12 protein-coding genes and 1 pseudogene are annotated in these 16,808 nt (G+C 66.7%); 6 read left to right on the top strand and 7 right to left on the bottom strand.

Annotated features, from left to right (window positions below; translation table 11 throughout):
• Positions 1–8: 8 nt before the first annotated feature.
• From accB to GA645_RS25055, 4 genes are all read right to left on the bottom strand, one after another.
• Positions 9–473, bottom strand: coding sequence for an acetyl-CoA carboxylase biotin carboxyl carrier protein (gene accB, locus GA645_RS25070; protein ID WP_152226482.1), 465 nt, complete (start codon positions 471–473; stop codon positions 9–11).
• A gap of 24 nt (positions 474–497) precedes the next feature.
• Positions 498–941: a type II 3-dehydroquinate dehydratase gene (gene aroQ, locus GA645_RS25065; protein ID WP_152226480.1), complete on the bottom strand. Its 444-nt coding sequence runs from the start codon at positions 939–941 to the stop codon at positions 498–500.
• Positions 942–1,097: 156 nt separating this feature from the next.
• Positions 1,098–2,951: a protein-disulfide reductase DsbD gene (locus GA645_RS25060; protein ID WP_152226478.1), complete on the bottom strand. Its 1,854-nt coding sequence runs from the start codon at positions 2,949–2,951 to the stop codon at positions 1,098–1,100.
• Positions 2,952–3,088: 137 nt separating this feature from the next.
• The gene (locus tag GA645_RS25055; RefSeq protein WP_152226476.1) at positions 3,089–3,997 is read right to left on the bottom strand and encodes a LysR family transcriptional regulator; all 909 of its coding nucleotides are present in this window, start codon (positions 3,995–3,997) and stop codon (positions 3,089–3,091) included.
• Positions 3,998–4,113: 116 nt separating this feature from the next.
• Here GA645_RS25055 and GA645_RS25050 point away from each other — a divergent pair, with 116 nt between their 5' ends.
• Positions 4,114–5,205 (top strand): polyamine ABC transporter substrate-binding protein, encoded by a 1,092-nt coding sequence (locus GA645_RS25050; protein ID WP_372239772.1) that lies wholly within the window; start codon positions 4,114–4,116, stop codon positions 5,203–5,205.
• Between the two features lie 99 nt (positions 5,206–5,304).
• Complete coding sequence (speB, locus tag GA645_RS25045; protein ID WP_152226473.1) at positions 5,305–6,267, top strand: agmatinase; 963 nt, start codon at positions 5,305–5,307, stop codon at positions 6,265–6,267.
• Positions 6,268–6,396: 129 nt separating this feature from the next.
• On the opposite strand, the pseudogene GA645_RS29345 reads toward speB, so the two are convergent.
• Together GA645_RS29345 and GA645_RS25035 are read right to left on the bottom strand one after the other, a co-directional pair.
• A pseudogene (locus GA645_RS29345) lies at positions 6,397–6,912 on the bottom strand (methyl-accepting chemotaxis protein); the annotation flags it as partial.
• A 1,573-nt stretch (positions 6,913–8,485) separates the two neighbouring features.
• Positions 8,486–10,099, bottom strand: a complete 1,614-nt coding sequence (locus GA645_RS25035) for a PleD family two-component system response regulator (protein WP_152226469.1) — start codon at positions 10,097–10,099, stop codon at positions 8,486–8,488.
• Positions 10,100–10,393: 294 nt separating this feature from the next.
• Between GA645_RS25035 and GA645_RS25030 the strand changes: the two genes are divergently transcribed.
• From GA645_RS25030 to speA, 4 genes are all read left to right on the top strand, one after another.
• On the top strand, positions 10,394–11,458 hold the full coding sequence (locus tag GA645_RS25030; protein WP_152226467.1) for a DUF2333 family protein: 1,065 nt from the start codon (positions 10,394–10,396) through the stop codon (positions 11,456–11,458).
• Positions 11,458–12,000: an NUDIX hydrolase gene (locus GA645_RS25025; RefSeq protein ID WP_152226465.1), complete on the top strand. Its 543-nt coding sequence runs from the start codon at positions 11,458–11,460 to the stop codon at positions 11,998–12,000. The genes GA645_RS25030 and GA645_RS25025 overlap by 1 nt, the downstream gene beginning before the upstream one ends.
• A 567-nt stretch (positions 12,001–12,567) precedes the next feature.
• The gene (locus GA645_RS25020) at positions 12,568–12,939 is read left to right on the top strand and encodes a translation initiation factor Sui1 (protein ID WP_152226463.1); all 372 of its coding nucleotides are present in this window, start codon (positions 12,568–12,570) and stop codon (positions 12,937–12,939) included.
• A 261-nt stretch (positions 12,940–13,200) separates the two neighbouring features.
• Complete coding sequence (gene speA, locus GA645_RS25015) at positions 13,201–15,114, top strand: arginine decarboxylase (RefSeq protein ID WP_152226462.1); 1,914 nt, start codon at positions 13,201–13,203, stop codon at positions 15,112–15,114.
• A gap of 131 nt (positions 15,115–15,245) precedes the next feature.
• On the opposite strand, the gene GA645_RS25010 is transcribed toward speA, so the two are convergent.
• Positions 15,246–16,676: a PLP-dependent aminotransferase family protein gene (locus tag GA645_RS25010; RefSeq protein ID WP_152226460.1), complete on the bottom strand. Its 1,431-nt coding sequence runs from the start codon at positions 16,674–16,676 to the stop codon at positions 15,246–15,248.
• Between the last annotated feature and the right edge of the window lie 132 nt (positions 16,677–16,808).

Below are 16,808 nucleotides of genomic sequence, written 5' to 3'. Positions count from 1 at the left end.
CCCGCGCTTTAAACGATGGTGAACAGGGGCTGGTCGAACTCGACCGGCTGACCGTTCTCCACGAGGATCTGACCGATCACGCCGCTGGTCTCGGCCTCGATGTGGTTCATCATCTTCATGGCTTCGACGATGCACAGGATGTCGCCTTTCTTCACGCTCTGGCCGACTTCGACGAAGTTGGCGGAGGTCGGCGAGGCAGCACGGTAGAAGGTGCCGACCATCGGCGAGCGCACGGCGTTGCCGTTGAGCACCGGGGCAGCCGGAGCGGCTTCGGCGGCCGGGGCTGCGGCGGCAGCGACCGGAGCGGCTGCGACAGGAGCCGGAGCGTAGGCCGGGGCGGCGTAGATCGGGGCCGCAGCGGACTTGCTGTGGCGGCTGATGCGTACGGACTCTTCGCCCTCTTTGATTTCCAGCTCGTCGATACCGGATTCTTCGAGCAGTTCGATCAGTTTCTTGACTTTACGGATGTCCATCAGTGTTCGCACTCCCAGGTGAGGTCACGGGCGTTCAAGTTGTTCAAGGGCGGATTCCAGGGCCAGGCGGTAGCCTGTGGCTCCCAGACCGCAGATCACCCCTACCGCCACGTCGGAGAAGTAGGAGTGATGCCGGAAAGGTTCACGTTTGTGCACGTTGGAAAGGTGCACTTCGATGAATGGGATGCTCACTGCGAGCAATGCGTCACGTAGAGCGACACTTGTATGCGTGAACGCGGCCGGATTGATGAGAATGAAGTCCACGCCTTCGCCTCGCGCGGCATGGATCCGGTCGATCAATTCGTACTCGGCGTTGCTCTGCAGGTGCATCAGGTGGTGGCCGGCCTCGCGGGCTCGGCGCTCCAGGTCCTGGTTGATCTGCTCGAGGGTGACGGAGCCGTACTTGTCGGGCTCGCGGGTGCCCAGCAGGTTGAGGTTGGGCCCGTGCAGTACCAGTAAGGTCGCCATCTGGATGCTCTTGTCCTTCTCTTAGGCGGAAAAAGATAGGGCGGGACTATGCCGGAAAGCCTGCGTGACTGTCCAGTCATGCGGGTTTTGCCGTAGATGTCGGCATGTTGCCAGCCGATTACGGCAAAACTATTGCAGTGCGAGGGTCGGTATCACTCAACTGCGCGAGGCGGCCTGGCGCAAGCGTTCGGCGAGGGTTGCGGCGTCGGTTTCGCCGATGATGCGCAGATCGCTCCATTCGTCGCCTTTTGCCGAGAAGAACAGCATGGCCGGCGGGCCGAACAGGTTGAAGCGGTCGAGCAGGGCGCGTTGTTCCTCGGTACTTGCGGTCATGTCGAAGCGCAACAGGACGAAGCCGGACAGCTGCGCCTGGACTTCCGCGGTCGGCAGTACCTGGCGCTCGATGATCTTGCAACTGATGCACCAGTCGGCGTACCAGTCCAGCAGCACCGGGCGACCGGCGGCCTGTGCGCTGGCCAGCGCGGCGTTGAGCTGAGCGGGCGAGGTGAGGTTCTGCCAGTCACCGGGCGTCGAGGCCGGCGGGCCGGCATGCAGGCCCGGAGTGCCGCGGCCCAACGGGTGCATCGGGTCGGACTCGCCGCGCAAGGCGCCGGTCCAGGCGATGACGGCATAGACCAGGAACATCAGGCCGAGCAGTTGGCCGGCGCGTTGCAGCGGTTTCTTCGGCCCCAGTTCGAGAGTACCCATGGCGATGGCGACGCCACCGGCCAGGGTACCCCAGAGGGTCAGTGCCACGGGGCCGGCGACCAGGCGCTCGAGCATCCAGATGGCCACCGCCAGCAGCATCACGCCGAAGACGTTGCGCACGCCGTTCATCCAGGCGCCGCTCTTGGGCAGCAGTGCACCGCCGCCGACAGCGAAGATCACCAGCGGCGTGCCCATGCCCAGGCCCAGGGAGAACAGCAGCATGCCACCGCCGATGGCATCGCCGGTGCTGCTGATATAGAGCAGCAGGCCGGCCAGCGGCGCGGTGACGCAGGGCGAAACCAGCAGGCTGGAGAGCACACCCAGGGTCGCCGCGCCGGCGATGGAGCCGCCACGGGTGTTGTTGGCCATGTTGTCCAGGCGCTCACGCAGGAAGCCCGGCAGGCGCAGTTCGAATACGCCGAACATGGCGATGGCGAAGACCACGAAGAAGGCGGCGAAAGGCACCAGCACCCAGGGCGATTGCAGCATCGCCTGCAGGTTGAGCTTGGCGCCGAACAGGCCCATCAGGGTGCCGAGCACCGCGTAGCAGACGGCCATCGGCAGCACATAGGCCAGCGACAGCGCCAGGCCGCGCATGCCGCCCGGCCGGCCACGCAGGACCACGCCGGAGAGGATCGGCAGCATCGGCAGCACGCAGGGGGTGAAGGTCAGCGCCAGGCCCAGGAGGAAGAAGATCACCAGGGCTCGGCCGAGCTTCTTGATCTTGCCCGGCTCATGGTCGCCCAGCAGGCTGGCGAGCGGGTTGTCGCTGGCTGCTGCCTTGGCCGCGCTGCTGCCGGCGGCGGCTGCGGTGGTCACGCTGGCGGCCTGACCGTCGGCGATCTGCAGGCGGGTGGTTTCCGGTGCATAGCACAGGCCCTTGTCGGCGCAGCCCTGGTAGCTCACCACCAGGGTGAAGGGTTTGTGCTGCGGGTTGTTCAGCGGGACGTCGAGGTCGGTGATGGCGTAGTAGACGACGGTATCGCCGAAGTAATCGTCATGGTGCTGCTTGCCCGGCGGCAGTTTCACCCCGGCCACAGTCACGCCGCTGTCGGCTGGCTCGACCTTGAAACTGAAACGGTGCTGGTAGAGGTAGTAGCCGTCGGCATTGATGAAGCGCAGCTTCACCTTCTGGCTGTCGCTGTCCTCGACGCTCAGGCGGAAGGCTTCGGCCACCGGCAGGAAGTCACCCTTGCCGGGTTGCCCGACGGAGAAGCCGCCCTTGTCGGCGGGCTTGTCGAAGAGGCCGGCGCTGGTGGGCAGGGCGACGAGGAGCAGGAGCAGGGTGAGCAGGCGGCGCATGGACATCTCGCGGACTACAGAATGGCGGGCATGATAGCGGAAAGCTTCCTTTGCGGCCCGTGGCGCCGCGGGAGGAGCTGTGACAAGAGATGAGCGGCCCGTTCGCAGGGCCCGGAGGCTTCCGCTCGTCAGCTGCGTCAATCGGACGCGGGCTGGCCGAAGGCTTCCCGCAGGTCCCTGGCGAAGGCCTGTTCCGCATCGCCGGGGTGGCGACCGCGGTGGCGGGTCAGGCTGAAGGCCACGTCGAAGCCCAACTCGTCGGGCAGCAACTCGCGCAGCTGGCCGCGCTCGATCCAGGGCTGGGCGACGTGTCTGGGCAGGTAACCGAGATGCGCGCCGGAGAGAATGAACGCCAGGCTGCCGTCCACCTGCTCGCAGCGCGCGCTGCTGCGGCTGGTCTGCAGCGGCTCGTCGGCGGCGATGAAACGGTAGGGGTGGAGCACCTGGTCGGCATCGGCCAGTGAGTCGCGGCTGGGCTGCTGCTCGGTGAAGGCCGGGTGCCCGGCGCCGCAGTAGAGGCTTTGAGGCTCGCTGAACAGTTCGACATGTTCCAGCGCCGCCTGAGTGCCGGCGAAATAGCCGATGGCCAGGTGCAGGCGGTCCTGCAGCAGCAGGCGCTCCAGCTCGGCTGGAGTCGTGGTGACCAGTTCCAGGGTCACCGCCTCGTTGCGCCGACGAAAGCGCCTGATGGCCTCGGACAACTGCGCCAGTACCTTTTCGTCGAGTGCTTCGGACAGGCCGAGGCGCACTTCGCCGAGCAGCTTGTCGGCGACCCCGTGGGCCTCGTTTCGAAAACCTTCGATGGCGATGAACAGCTTGCGGGTCGATTGCAGCAGGTGCTCGCCCTTGGGCGTCAGGCGGAAACCGCCCTTGCCGCGTTCGCACAGGCGGTAGCCCAGGCGGGTCTCCAGCTTGGCCATCTGGATGCTGATGCTCGGCTGGCTCAGGCCGAGCTCGCCTTGTGCTGCGCTGAAGCCGCCGCATTCGACCACGGTGACGAACAGGCGCAGCAGTTGCAGGTCGAGGTCGCGCAGTTGGCTGAGCATCGGTCGTTCCCGTTCATTGGCATTTGATAATGCCAAAGTAATTAACTTTGTATTTTTGCAAAGTAAAGCCCCCGTCATGCTCGCCCCATAACCACAACAATCCCGAGGCGATGATCATGCGTGCGTTCTTCTGGGCAACTTCTGCGGTCCTGGCCGCGGCCCTGGCTTTGCCCCTGCAGGCACAGGAGCGGGTGCTCAACCTGTACAACTGGGCGGATTACGTCGGCGCCGATGCGCTCAAGCGCTTCCAGGCCGAGACCGGCATCCGCGTGAAGTACGACACCTTCGACAGCGCCGAGGTCCTCGACAGCAAGCTGATGACCGGCGCCAGCGGCTACGACGTGGTGTTCCCCGCCAGCAGCGGGCTGGCCCGGGCGATCCAGGCCAAGGCCGTGCAGCCGGTGGACGACGCGCAGCTGAAGAATTTCGCCAACCTCGACCCGGAACTGCTGGCCAAGCTGGCGACCATCGACCCCGGCAACCGCTACGGCGTGCCCTACACCTGGGGCACCGTGGGACTGGCGATCAACAAGGACGCGGTGCTCAAGCGCATTCCCGACGCCCCGCTGGACAGCCTCGACCTGCTGTTCAAGCCCGAGTACGCCTCGCGTCTGGCCGACTGCGGCATCTCGCTGATCGACTCGCCGCAGGAAGTCATCAGCGTCGCGCTGAACTACCTGGGCAAACCGCCCTACAGCACCGACGAGGCGGACCTCGCCCAGGTCCGCGACCTGCTGAAGAAGCTGCAGCCGAATGTGCGTTATGTCGCCAGCGGCAAGCACATCAACGACCTGGCCAACGGCACTCTCTGTGTCGCCCTGACCTACACCGGCGATGCGCTGATGGGCGCTGCCCAGGCCAAGCAGGCGAACAAGCCGTTCGAGGTGATCTATCGGATTCCGAAGGAAGGCACGCTGATCTGGTTCGACACCATGGCCATCCCAGCAGACGCGCCGCACCCGCAGGAAGCCCGCGCCTTCATCGACTTCATGCTGCGCCCGGAGTCCATCGCCGAGCTGACCAACACCCTGTACTTCGCCAACGCCAACCAGAAGGCCACACCGCTGCTGTCCGCCGAGGTGGCGGGGGACCCGGACATCTACCCGCCGGCCGCCATGCGCCAGAAGTTGTTCGGCGAGCAGTTGCTGACCCTGAAGCAGCAGCGCGAGCGGACCCGGCTGTGGACCGCGTTCCGCACCCGAACCTGAGCCCGAAACTCATTGTAGGAGCGGGCCACGCCCGCGATCGCGCATGGCGCGCTCCTACACCCATTACCGTGACCAACCAATAGGAACGACGAGGAAGCCATGGACCAAGCCCACGACAACGACCAGGCCATCACCCGCGACAGCCTCTACGGCACCTCTGCCGAATCCACCTACGCCGGCGTCACCAGCTTCATGCGCCGGCGCTACAGTCGCGACCTGCGCGGCGTCGACCTGGTGGTGAGCGGCGTGCCCTTCGACACCGCCACCACCAACCGCCCCGGCAGCCGTTTCGGACCGCGCGCCATCCGTGCCGCCTCGGTGCAGATGGCCTGGGCCCGGCACTTCCCCTGGGAGTTCGACCCCTTCGATCACCTGGCGGTGGTCGACTACGGCGACTGCGCCTTCGACCACGGCGTGCCGCAGGAAACCCCGGAGGTCATCGAGGCCCACGCCAATCGCATCCTCGATGCCGGCTGCGCGCTGCTGACCCTGGGCGGCGACCACTTCATCAGCTATCCGCTGCTCAAGGCCCATGCGAAGAAGCATGGTCCGCTGTCGCTGATCCACTTCGACGCCCACAGCGATACCTGGCCCGACGAGGACTGCCAGCGCATCGACCACGGCACCATGTTCTATCACGCGGCCCGCGAAGGGCTGGTCGACCCCTCGCGCTCGGTGCAGGTCGGCCTGCGCACCACCAATGACGACGTGATGGGCTTCCAGGTGCTGGACGCCCGCGAAGTGCATCGCAACACGCCGCAGGCCATCGCCGAGCGCATCCGCGCGCGGGTAGGCGACAACCCGGTGTACCTGACCTTCGACATTGACTGCCTCGACCCGTCATTCGCCCCCGGCACCGGCACGCCGGTCTGCGGCGGGCTGAGTTCGCACCAGGCGCTGGAGATCCTCCGCGCGCTGCGTGGCATCAACGTGGTGGGAATGGACGTGGTGGAGGTCGCGCCGCCCTACGACAGCGCCGAGATCACCGCCCTGGCCGGCGCGACCCTGGCGATGGAGATGGTTTGCCTGTATGCGGCGCGGCACAAGCTGGGCGAGCGTTGATCGCCCGCCTGCGTAATCACGGGGAAACTCATACGTAGGATGGTGTGGAGCGCAGCGATACCCATCGATTTCGTGTGCAGCATGGGTATCGCCTAGGCTCCACCCATCCTACGAAGAGTCTGGGCGAAATCAGACGCGGAACGCTCGCACGGCGGTGTGCAACGCACCGCCCAGCTCCTGCAATTGCTCGCCCTGGCTGCGCCCTTGGCCGATCAGGCGCAGGTTCTCGCTGCCCAGTTCGTGGATGCGCTCGCTGTGGGAGCGGATCTCGCTGACCGCGCCGCTCTGTTGCGCGGAGCCCTCGGCGATGCGTTCGGCCATGCTGGCGATGGTGCGGATGGCTTCCACCACCTCGTCCAACGCGCCTTCGGCGGCGCCGGCCTGGTTGGCGGTGATCTCCGCGTGCTCGACCTGGCTGCGCATCGCCTCCACCGACTGCCGCGCGGCCTGCTGCAGGCGGGCGGTGAGCTGCTGGATTTCCTCGGTGGCGCCGGCCGTGCGCAAGGCCAGCGAGCGCACTTCCTCAGCCACCACGGCGAAGCCGCGCCCTTGCTCGCCGGCACGGGCCGCTTCGATGGCGGCGTTGAGGGCGAGCAGGTTGGTCTGATCGGCGATGGAGCGGATCACTCCCAGCACATTGCCGATGGTGGCCGACTCCTCGGCCAGGTTCTCGATGGCCTGGGCGTTGCTCTGCACCTCGTCCACCAGTGCGCGCATGCCGCTCAGGCTGTTGCCGATCACCCGTTGACCCTGTTCCACCGCGACGCCTGCGGCCTGGCTGGCCGAGGCCGCCTGGCTGGCGTCTCCGGCCACCTGCTGGATCGCCGCTTCCATGTCGCCCAGGGCGTCGCGGATTTCCCCGGTGTCGCTGGCCTGGCGTTCGGCGCCGGCGTGCAGGCCACCGCTGAGCTGAGCCAGGGCGCGGCTGCTACCGGCCACTTCCTCGGCGCGCTGGTGGATGGTGCCGACCAAGGTGCCGAGGAAGTCGCGCAGGCGGTTCAGAGATTCCTGGAGCTCGATCAGGTCGCGGGTGCGGGTGGCCAGCGCGATGGGCTGGCTGAAGTCGCCGCGTGCCCAGGTCGACAGGGCCGGGACCAGCTGGCCGAGCACACGGGCCAGGCGGCGCTGCAGCGTGTCGATGAGCAGGGCGGTGGCGAGGATCAGGGCGATCAGCGCGCCCTGGATCATCCGTACCTGGGTCTGGATCTTCGCCCGCTCCGCGCGCACCTGTGGTTCCAGGGTTGCCAGGGCCTGCTGTACCGCGCCCACGCGTTGGGCGGTGGCGGTGGCCAGCTCCTGGCGCTGGGTGATGAGCTGGCGTGTGCGGCCCAGCTCATCGGGGTAGCGGCGCAGCACGCTGGCCAAGTCGCGCTTGAGGCTGACGCCATGGTCCTCGCTCTGCTGCTCGGTGGCGGGCTGGGTGTTCAGGCCCATCATGGCGGCGAAGTCGTCGGAGGCGGAGGCTTGTTGTTGCAGCACGCCGAGCAGGGGCAGGGCATCGATGCGGTCGGCCAGCTGGCGCAGTGTGTCGAGTTCGCGCTGGATGTCCTCGGCCAGCGCCGGGTTGCCACTTTCCACCAGCTTGGCGCGGGCGTGGGCCAGGCGGGTCAGGTGCAGGCCGGCTTGCAGCAGGGGCGTGCGGTATTGTGCGGCGGCAGGGTTCTGGCTGGCGTCGGCGTAACTGCCGAGCTGGTCGAGGGCGGCCAGCAGGTCCCGCTCGGCCTGCAGCAGCAGCCCCTGCGGGTCACCGGCCAGCTTGCCGGCGGCAAGTAATTGGTTGCCGCTGAACTGATGCAGTTCGTCGAGGCTCTTGCCCAGCAACTGCCCCAGGCTTTCCGGCAGTTGCGGCAATTCTGCGGAGAGTTCGTCCAGTGCCTGCTGGGCGGCCTTCTGCTTGAGCGCGTCACCGCTGGCCAGGTACGCCTGGATGTTCTGCGCGACCTTGCGCTCGAAGCCCTGGGAGAGTTCCAGGTAGCGGTCCATCAGGGCGAACGGCCGCTCCAGCGCCCGCTGGGACCACCACAGGGTGGCGCCCAGCGCGAGGCACACGAGCAGGAGCAGGACAGTGTTGAGGTTGGTCAGCAGCTTGAGGCGCATGGCAGGTCTCGACCGACAGCGGAAAACGGCGAGCACTCAACCTATTGCAATTTCGTTACTGGCTGATGACAAGGTGCCAGCATCTGGTTGGTGAATGGCGCGGCAGAGCGCCGCGCCTGGGTCAGCCGAATACTTCCACCCGGTTGCGGCCGCCGTGCTTGGCGCGGTACAGCGCCTCGTCGGCCTGCTTGGCGAGGGTCTTGATGTCCATCTCCTCGCCCAGCTCGGCGATGCCGCAGCTGAAGGTGCAGGTCAGGTCGCCGGGTTGCGCGGGGTAGTGGATCTCGGCGAAGCGCTGGCGGATTTCCTCCAGCACCCTGCGCGCCGAGACCGCATCGGTGTCGGGCAGCACCACGGCGAACTCCTCGCCGCCGTAGCGGCCGATGTGGTCAGTCTTGCGCAGTCGCTGCTTGAGGAACAGCGCCAGGCTCTTGATCACCCGGTCGCCCATGGGATGGCCGAAGGTGTCGTTGACCCGCTTGAAGTGGTCGATGTCGAGCATCGCGAAGGTCAGCGGCCGGCCCTCGCGGCGCGCACGGAAGCGCGCGTCGTCAAGCAATTGCAGGGTATGGGTGTGGTTGTACAGGCCGGTCAGGCTGTCGCGCACCATCCGCGCCTGCAAGCTGCGCGCGCGGGCGGCGCGGTTGCGCACGGTGGCGATCAGGTGGCGTGGCTTGATCGGCTTGGTGAGGAAGTCGTCGCCGCCTTCGCTCATGGCGTCGAGCTGCTTGTCCAGGTCGTCCTCGGCGGACAGGTAGATGATCGGCACGCTGACATGGCGCTCGTGCTGGCGGATCACCTTGGCCAGCTCCGTGCCCAGGCATTCGGGCATGTACATGTCGAGGATGATCAGGTCAGGCTGGAACTCGGCGAGCTCGGCCATCACCGACAGCGGCACGGTGAGTGCGCGGGTGACGATGCCGGCGTTGTTGAGGACCCGCTCGGTGTGCGCGGCCTGGGCCCGCGAGTCATCGACGATGAGCACGCGGAACGGCTCGTAGTGCGCTACGCGGCTCAGGGTCTCGATTTTCTCCAATACGGCGGAGGCGTCCAGCGCGCCGGTGAAGAAGTCCTGGCCGCCGGCGCGGGCGGCGGCCAGGCGGGTCGGGGTATCGGTTTCCTCGTGGCTGAAGAACAGCACCGGCAGTTTTTGCCTGAGCCCGGCCTGGGACTCGTCGGCCAGCCTCAGGCCGTGGCCGATGCCGGCGAAGTCGATCTCCATCACAATGGCCGCCGGGTGTCGCTCCGCCATGGCAGCACGGAAGGCGTTGGCGCTTTCACAGATCTGCGCGGCCATGCCGAAGAATTCCAGCTGCTGGGACAGGCGCTCGGCGCGGTCCTGGTCCTGGAGGGCCAGGTAGACCGGCTTGCGCAGTGGCGGCAGGCTGGTCTGCTCGTACTGATCGCCGTGGCGCAGGCCGGTGCGCGACAGGCGCTGCATCAAGCCGTTGAGTTCGCTGATCAACCCGCTGGAAAGGCGTCCACGATTGTCCTGCACCGCACGCAGGCACTGGTCGACGGCCCTGGCCAGCTGGGCGTGCTCGGCCTGCTCGAATCGCTCGGCGTAGCGCTGCAGGCGCAGGCACGCCTCGGCCAGCTCGGCCATCCCGGCGCTGCTCCACTCCGAGCGTGACAGGCGCTGCCAGACTTCAAGCAGGTGGCGGGCCTGGAGGATCACCCGCTGGGCGAAGTGATGCTTGAGGCGGTCGAGAGGCGGATCGTCGAGCTCGTTCATGGCGCGCTTCTTTATCAGTCCGTAATGTGGGCGGGCGGGCGGGCGGGTGAGGTGTTTCTGCCGTGATACACAATGATGGCCCTATGCTACCAGTCCTTGGTGGCAATAACAGTGTCTTCGTTCAAACGACGTGCACTTTGTAATTCGCGACGTTACCGCGCACCATGCGCAGGATGGGCTGCGCTGAGCCGCCGGGTGCGGCATGCTTGCGCGGCAGGATCGTTTCGCTGGGGCACGCCCGGTGCGGAATCGGGTCCAACCCCTCTTCGTTTTCGAGATGCTAAGGACTTTGCCATGTGGAACTGGAAGAAACGCGGCTCCGTGCGCGATCGCGTCGATGACTCGGTGGACGACGTGCGCGCCTACTTCGGCGGGCCCTGGCTGGGTCGTGTGCTCGGCTCCGTGCTGGGCGTCTACCTGCTGGTCTGCGGGGTGATCGGCTGGTACTGGAGCGTGGAGCCGGACCTCTTCCCCGTGCAGCAGAACGCCCAGGCCGCGGCCGAGCGCGCCGGCCGCCATATGGTGGTCGGCTACACCACGGTGGAAACCCTCAAGGAAGTCGTGGCCACCCTGCTGAACAAGCCGGGCGGCTATCTCTCCAATGACATCTTCCCGCCGGGCCTGTGGCTGGACGACATGCCCAGCTGGGAATACGGCGCCCTGGTCCAGGTGCGCGACATGTCCCGCGCGCTGCGCAAGGACTTCGCCCGCTCCCAGTCGCAGTCCACCGAGGACGCGGACCTCGCCCGCGCCGAGCCGCGCTTCAACTTCGACAACAAGAGCTGGGCGCTGCCGTCCTCCGAGTCGGAGTACGGCGAAGGCATCAAGTCGCTCGACCGTTACCTGGCGCGCTTGTCCGCCGACCCCGCGGGCGCGCAGTTCTATCCCCGCGCCGACAGCCTGAACAACTGGCTGGGTGACGTTTCCACCCGCCTGGGGTCGCTGTCCCAGCGTCTCTCGGCCAGCGTCGGCCGGGTGAAGCTCAACACCAACGTCAAGCCCTCCGGGCCGGTGGTGCCGGGCGTGGCGCCGCAGGTCGAGGAAGAGCTGCAGGAGACCCCCTGGCTGCAGATCGACAACGTGTTCTACGAGGCCCGTGGCCAGGCCTGGGCGCTGTCGCACATCCTGCGCGCCATCGAGGTCGACTTCGCCGACGTGCTGGCGAAGAAGAACGCCACCGTCAGCGTGCGCCAGATCATCCGCGAACTGGAAGCCGCCCAGGCCCCGCTGTGGAGCCCGATGGTGCTCAACGGCAGCGGCTTCGGCGTGCTGGCCAACCACTCGCTGGTAATGGCCAACTACATCTCCCGCGCCAACGCCGCGATCATCGACCTGCGCCAGCTGCTGGCCCAGGGCTGATGATGGACGGTATCAGCGACAAGGAAGCCGCCCACCGGGCGGCTTCGGACGCCGAGCTGGTCGCCTGGGTCAACCGGGATGATCAACTCAAGGGCAGCCTGCCGCGCGCGGAGCTGCGCGAGCGCGGGCTGATCGGCCGGGGCACCTTCATCCTGCTGTTCAATAAGGCCGGTGAGCTGTGCGTGCACCGCCGCACCCTGAGCAAGGCGATCTACCCCGGCTATTGGGACCCGGCCGCTGGCGGCATGGTGCTGGCTGACGAGAGTTATGCCGAGTCCGCTGCCCGTGAGCTGGAGGAGGAGCTGGGCATCTACGGCGTCGAATTGCGCGAGCATGGTTCGTTCTTCTTCGACCAGCCGGACAATCGCCTCTGGTGCGCGGTGTTCTCCGCCGTTTCCGATGCGCCGCTGCGGTTGCAACCGGAAGAGGTGATGGAGGCGCGCTTCATCGACCCGCACCAGGTGCTGGCCGAGGCGAAGGCGGGCACGCCGTACTGCCCGGATTCGCTGGTGGCGTTGCGCAAGTACCTGGTGAGTTTCTGAGGGGCCCGGAGCGGGCCCCGACACATCGCGAACGGAGTCCGCTCCTACCCATAGGCTGACCCTGGCGTAGGAGCAACTGTTTTTTGGGCTCCCGCGTTCGCGGGAGTGACGATGTCGTGCACCGCGCTCCGCAATCGTCTTCCCCGCGAACGCGGGGACCCGGAAGCAATGTACAAGCGGCCTCTGTCCGCGATGGCTCGATCCGACTTCCACATGCCATTCAGAGGGCGCATGTCGCCAAACCACCGATCAATGACGCAATTCTGCTCTTAGCATTTGCCTTCAATGCTGCTAAATTGCGCGACCTTTCCGGCAGGGTCCTCCACCGGGAATTGCGCAGCCCCTGCCTGAGTGGGGCGTCGCGGTCGGCGCCAGCCGATCATTCGTTGACCTGGCCGGCAAGACCGGTTCAGGGGTGGCGAGCTAGAGCGGTACAAGGCGGAAAGCGCCGAGGGAGCGGAGTTTACGACAGTAAATGAGCATCCCGAGACGGTTTCCAACGCAGTACCGCCGACGCGCAGCCAACCATGAACAGTGTCTTAGAGGCCAATCCTGGGGATAAGCCCGGTGGTCAAGAAAGCATCCTCCCTGTCCGCCCTTGGCGGGCTCGTCTACTCCACTGATTCCGGCCGGCATTGCCCGGACTGCAATCAGCCCATTGCCGCATGCATCTGCAAGCAGGCCGAGATTCCGGCCGGCGACGGCATCGCTCGCGTGCGTCGTGAAACCAAGGGCCGCGGTGGCAAGACCGTGACCACGGTGACCGGCGTGCCGCTGGCGGCCGATGCGCTCAAGGACCTCGCCACCACGCTGAAGAAGCGCTGCGGCACGGGCGGTGCGCTGAAGGGCGGCATCATCGAGATCCAGGGCGACCACGTCGACCTGCTGCTCGAAGAGCTGACCAAACGCGGCCTCAAGGCGAAGAAATCCGGCGGCTGAGCCGTCTCGGCCAATAAGGCTGCTCCCCTGTAGAGAACGGGTTCCAGGCGGTACGCATGGCGTGCATCGCCGGCAAGCCCTTTCCCTAGATGGGAGATTTATCGGCGCGCCCTGGGCGCATCGTCGGATTTTCCTAAACTTACCGCCAATACCGGCGGTCAACACGGCAACGTCACACCAGCCGACTAGGCTTTGACGACTCACCCGCTCGCCGGGCGGGGCGCCTGCATTCATTCGAGACACTTGAGGAGACCACCCCGCATGGCCGCTAGACGGACCCGCAAAGACGACGGCAGCAACTGGACCGTGGCAGACAGCCGCAGCATCTACGGCATTCGCCACTGGGGCGCTGGCTATTTCGCCATCAATGACGCCGGCAATGTCGAAGTACGCCCGCAGGGCGCCAATGCGCAGCCGATCGATCTTCACGGGCTGGTCGACCAGCTGCGCGAGGCCGGCCTGTCGCTGCCGCTGCTGGTGCGTTTCCCCGACATCCTGCAGGACCGCGTACGCAAGCTGACCGGCGCCTTCGACGACAACATCGCGCGCCTGGAATACACCAGCCGCTACACCGCGCTGTACCCGATCAAGGTCAACCAGCAGGAAGCGGTGGTGGAAAGCATCATCGCCACCCAGAACGTCTCCATCGGCCTGGAAGCCGGTTCCAAGCCCGAGCTTATGGCCGTGCTGGCGCTGGCGCCCAAGGGCGGCACCATCGTCTGCAACGGCTACAAGGACCGCGAGTTCATCAAGCTGGCGCTGATGGGGCAGAAGCTCGGCCACAACGTATTCATCGTGATCGAGAAGGAATCCGAGGTGCAGCTGGTGATCGAGGAGGCCGCCAACGTCGGCGTGCTGCCCCAGGTCGGCCTGCGCGTGCGCCTGTCCTCGCTGGCGTCCTCCAAGTGGGCCGACACCGGTGGCGAGAAGGCCAAGTTCGGCCTGTCCGCCGCGCAACTGCTGTCGGTGGTCGAGCGCTTCCGTGGGGCCGGCCTGGACCAGGGCGTGCGCCTGCTGCACTTCCACATGGGTTCGCAGATCGCCAACCTGGCCGACTACCAGCACGGCTTCAAGGAAGCCATCCGCTACTACGGCGAACTGCGCGCCCTCGGCCTGCCGGTGGACCACGTGGACGTCGGCGGCGGCCTGGGCGTGGACTACGACGGCACCCACTCGCGCAACGCCAGCTCGATTAACTACGACATCGACGACTACGCCGGTGTGGTGGTCGGCATGCTCAAGGAGTTCTGCGACGCGCAGGGCCTGCCGCATCCGCACATCTTCTCCGAGAGCGGCCGCGCGCTGACCGCGCACCACGCGGTGCTGATCACCCAGGTGACCGACGTCGAACGGCACAACGACGAGCAGCCGAAGATCACCGACCTGGCCGAACAGCCGGAGATCGTCCAGTGGCTGGCTGACCTGCTCGGCCCGACTGACGCCGAGATGGTCACCGAGACCTACTGGCGCGCCACCCACTACATGAGCGACGCCGCCGCGCAGTACGCCGAAGGCAAGATCAGCCTGGCGCAGAAGGCTCTGGCCGAGCAGTGCTACTTCGCCATCTGCCGCCGCCTGCACAACCAGCTCAAGGCCCACCAGCGTTCGCACCGCCAGGTGCTCGACGAGCTGAACGACAAGCTGGCCGACAAGTACATCTGCAACTTCTCGGTGTTCCAGAGCCTGCCCGACACCTGGGCCATCGGCCAGGTGCTGCCGATCCTGCCGATCCACCGCCTGGGCGAGGAACCGACCCGCCGTGCGGTGCTGCAGGACCTGACCTGCGACTCCGACGGCAAGATCACCCAGTACGTCGACGAGCAGAGCATCGAGACCAGCATGCCGGTGCACGACGTGAAAGAAGGCGAGGACTACCTGATCGGCACCTTCCTGGTCGGCGCCTACCAGGAAATCCTCGGCGACATGCACAACCTGTTCGGCGACACCGACTCGGTGAACGTCTACCAGAACGCCGACGGCAGCTACTACCACGCCGGCATCGAGACCCACGACACCATCGAGGACATGCTGCGCTACGTGCACCTGTCGCCCGAGGAACTGATGACCCACTACCGCGACAAGGTCGCCGGGGCCAAGCTCACCGCGCGCGAACGTACGCAGTTCCTCGACGCGTTGCGCCTGGGGCTGACCCGTTCGGCTTACCTGTCCTCCTGACGGTTCGGTAGCGCGCGTAAACGAAAGCCCCGCCTCGGCGGGGCTTTTGCTTTTCTATCGTCCTGCTCCGATGATCGACTGTAGGAGCGCGCCATGCGCGCTATGCGCGCGATCGCGGGCATGGCCCGCTCCTACGCCATCGCATTCGCCACCCGCTCCGCCAACCGTCCCGCCATCGCTTCATCCACCACGTTGGTGAAGCTCATCACCAGCGCCGGCTCTCGCCGCGTCTCCCTGCACCAGGCATTCAGTGCCTGCAGGCCCAGCCCGTCGGCATGGGCGCGGGCGGCGATGGCGAGGTCATCGCCTTCCACTGCCCCGATCAGATTCAATCCGCCGGGCGTATCAGCAAATCGCAGGCGCTCGCCCAACCGGGTTTCCAGCGCCGCGCGCAGCCACTGGCGACGTTGCGCATAGAGCACACGGGTGCGCTTGAGGTGACGGGCGAAGTGCCCTTCCTGCATGAAGTCGCAGAGCGTCGCCTGCAGCAGTTCGGCGCAGCCGGAGGCGAACACCTGCTGGCAGCGCACGAAGTCTTCCACCAGCGCCGGCGGTACGACCAGATAGCCCAGGCGCAGCGCCGGGTACAGCACCTTGCTGAAGGTGCCGGTGTAGAGCACGCGGCCAGTCTGGTCGAGGCTTTTCAGCGCCGGCAACGGGAAGCCGGCGTAGCGGTATTCGCTGTCGTAGTCGTCCTCGATGACCCAGGCGTTCGCCCGCTCTGCCCAGTCCAGCAGGGCCAGGCGACGCGGCAGGCTGAGGGCGACGCCGGTGGGGCTCTGCTGTGACGGCGTGACCAGGGCGAAGCGGGCGTCCGGCGCGCGGGCGATGCCGTCTTCCACCCGCAGGCCATCACCGTCCACTGGCACCGCGATCGGCACGCCGCCGGCGCGCCGCAACAACTCGTGACCACGGGGATAACCCGGGTCCTCGTGCCAGAAGCCCTGGCCGGGCTCGAGCAAGGTACGGCTGATCAGGTCCAGCGCGCCCTGGTAGCCGGCGCAGACGAACACCTGAGCGGGATCGCAGACGATCCCTCGGGAAATACCCAGGTAGCCCGCCACCGCCTCGCGCAATGGGCCGTAGCCGCAGGGGTCCGGATAGGCCAGGGTTGCCGCGCTCTGCTGGCGCAAACGGCGTGCGCACAGGCGCGACCAGAGGGCGCGGGGAAAGGCGTCCAGCGCCGGCAGGCCGAGCTGCAGCGGCCTGATGGCCGGGCCATGGGCGATCACGCCGGGCAGGCTGCGCTCCACCGTGGCCGGATCGAGCCGCACCGTTGGGGCCGGAGCGGTCCGCCCGGCGAGCTGCGGTGAGACCACGGTACCGGCCGGACCGCGTGCCTGCAGGTAGCCCTCGCTGGTCAGCAGTTGATAGGCCAGCTCCACCGTGCCCCGCGCCACCCCCAGGTCGCCGGCCAGCCCGCGAACCGGCGGCACGCGCTCGCCGGGGCGCAGCGCGCCGCGGGTGATCGCATCCTTGATGCGTTCATAGAGCTGGCGGTAGATCGGCAGCGCCTGGGCCGGGTCCAGCGGCTGGCGGAACGAGTCGATGGATGCAGTCATGGCCTGTTCGGTTCGTAGCGAAATAATTGAGGTGACTATGCCATGACCCGCATCAGGTCGCCCCGGCAAATCATGTGCAGGATCAGCGTCTAGGCTTTCGGGCAGTGTTGAAAAGCGGGCGCGTCGTCTCCA

This window comes from Pseudomonas sp. SCB32 (assembly GCF_009189165.1).
Classification (GTDB): domain Bacteria; phylum Pseudomonadota; class Gammaproteobacteria; order Pseudomonadales; family Pseudomonadaceae; genus Pseudomonas.
This window is presented reverse-complemented; position numbering and strand designations above follow the sequence as displayed.

What these genes read in the sequence shown, in the direction of transcription:
- accB (WP_152226482.1), bottom strand. Translation starts at nt 473, where the DNA reads ATGGACATCCGTAAAGTCAAGAAACTGATCGAACTGCTCGAAGAATCC.
- aroQ (WP_152226480.1), bottom strand. Translation starts at nt 941, where the DNA reads ATGGCGACCTTACTGGTACTGCACGGGCCCAACCTCAACCTGCTGGGC.
- GA645_RS25060 (WP_152226478.1), bottom strand. Translation starts at nt 2,951, where the DNA reads ATGCGCCGCCTGCTCACCCTGCTCCTGCTCCTCGTCGCCCTGCCCACC.
- GA645_RS25055 (WP_152226476.1), bottom strand. Translation starts at nt 3,997, where the DNA reads ATGCTCAGCCAACTGCGCGACCTCGACCTGCAACTGCTGCGCCTGTTC.
- GA645_RS25050 (WP_372239772.1), top strand. Translation starts at nt 4,114, where the DNA reads ATGCGTGCGTTCTTCTGGGCAACTTCTGCGGTCCTGGCCGCGGCCCTG.
- speB (WP_152226473.1), top strand. Translation starts at nt 5,305, where the DNA reads ATGGACCAAGCCCACGACAACGACCAGGCCATCACCCGCGACAGCCTC.
- GA645_RS25035 (WP_152226469.1), bottom strand. Translation starts at nt 10,099, where the DNA reads ATGAACGAGCTCGACGATCCGCCTCTCGACCGCCTCAAGCATCACTTC.
- GA645_RS25030 (WP_152226467.1), top strand. Translation starts at nt 10,394, where the DNA reads ATGTGGAACTGGAAGAAACGCGGCTCCGTGCGCGATCGCGTCGATGAC.
- GA645_RS25025 (WP_152226465.1), top strand. Translation starts at nt 11,458, where the DNA reads ATGATGGACGGTATCAGCGACAAGGAAGCCGCCCACCGGGCGGCTTCG.
- speA (WP_152226462.1), top strand. Translation starts at nt 13,201, where the DNA reads ATGGCCGCTAGACGGACCCGCAAAGACGACGGCAGCAACTGGACCGTG.
- GA645_RS25010 (WP_152226460.1), bottom strand. Translation starts at nt 16,676, where the DNA reads ATGACTGCATCCATCGACTCGTTCCGCCAGCCGCTGGACCCGGCCCAG.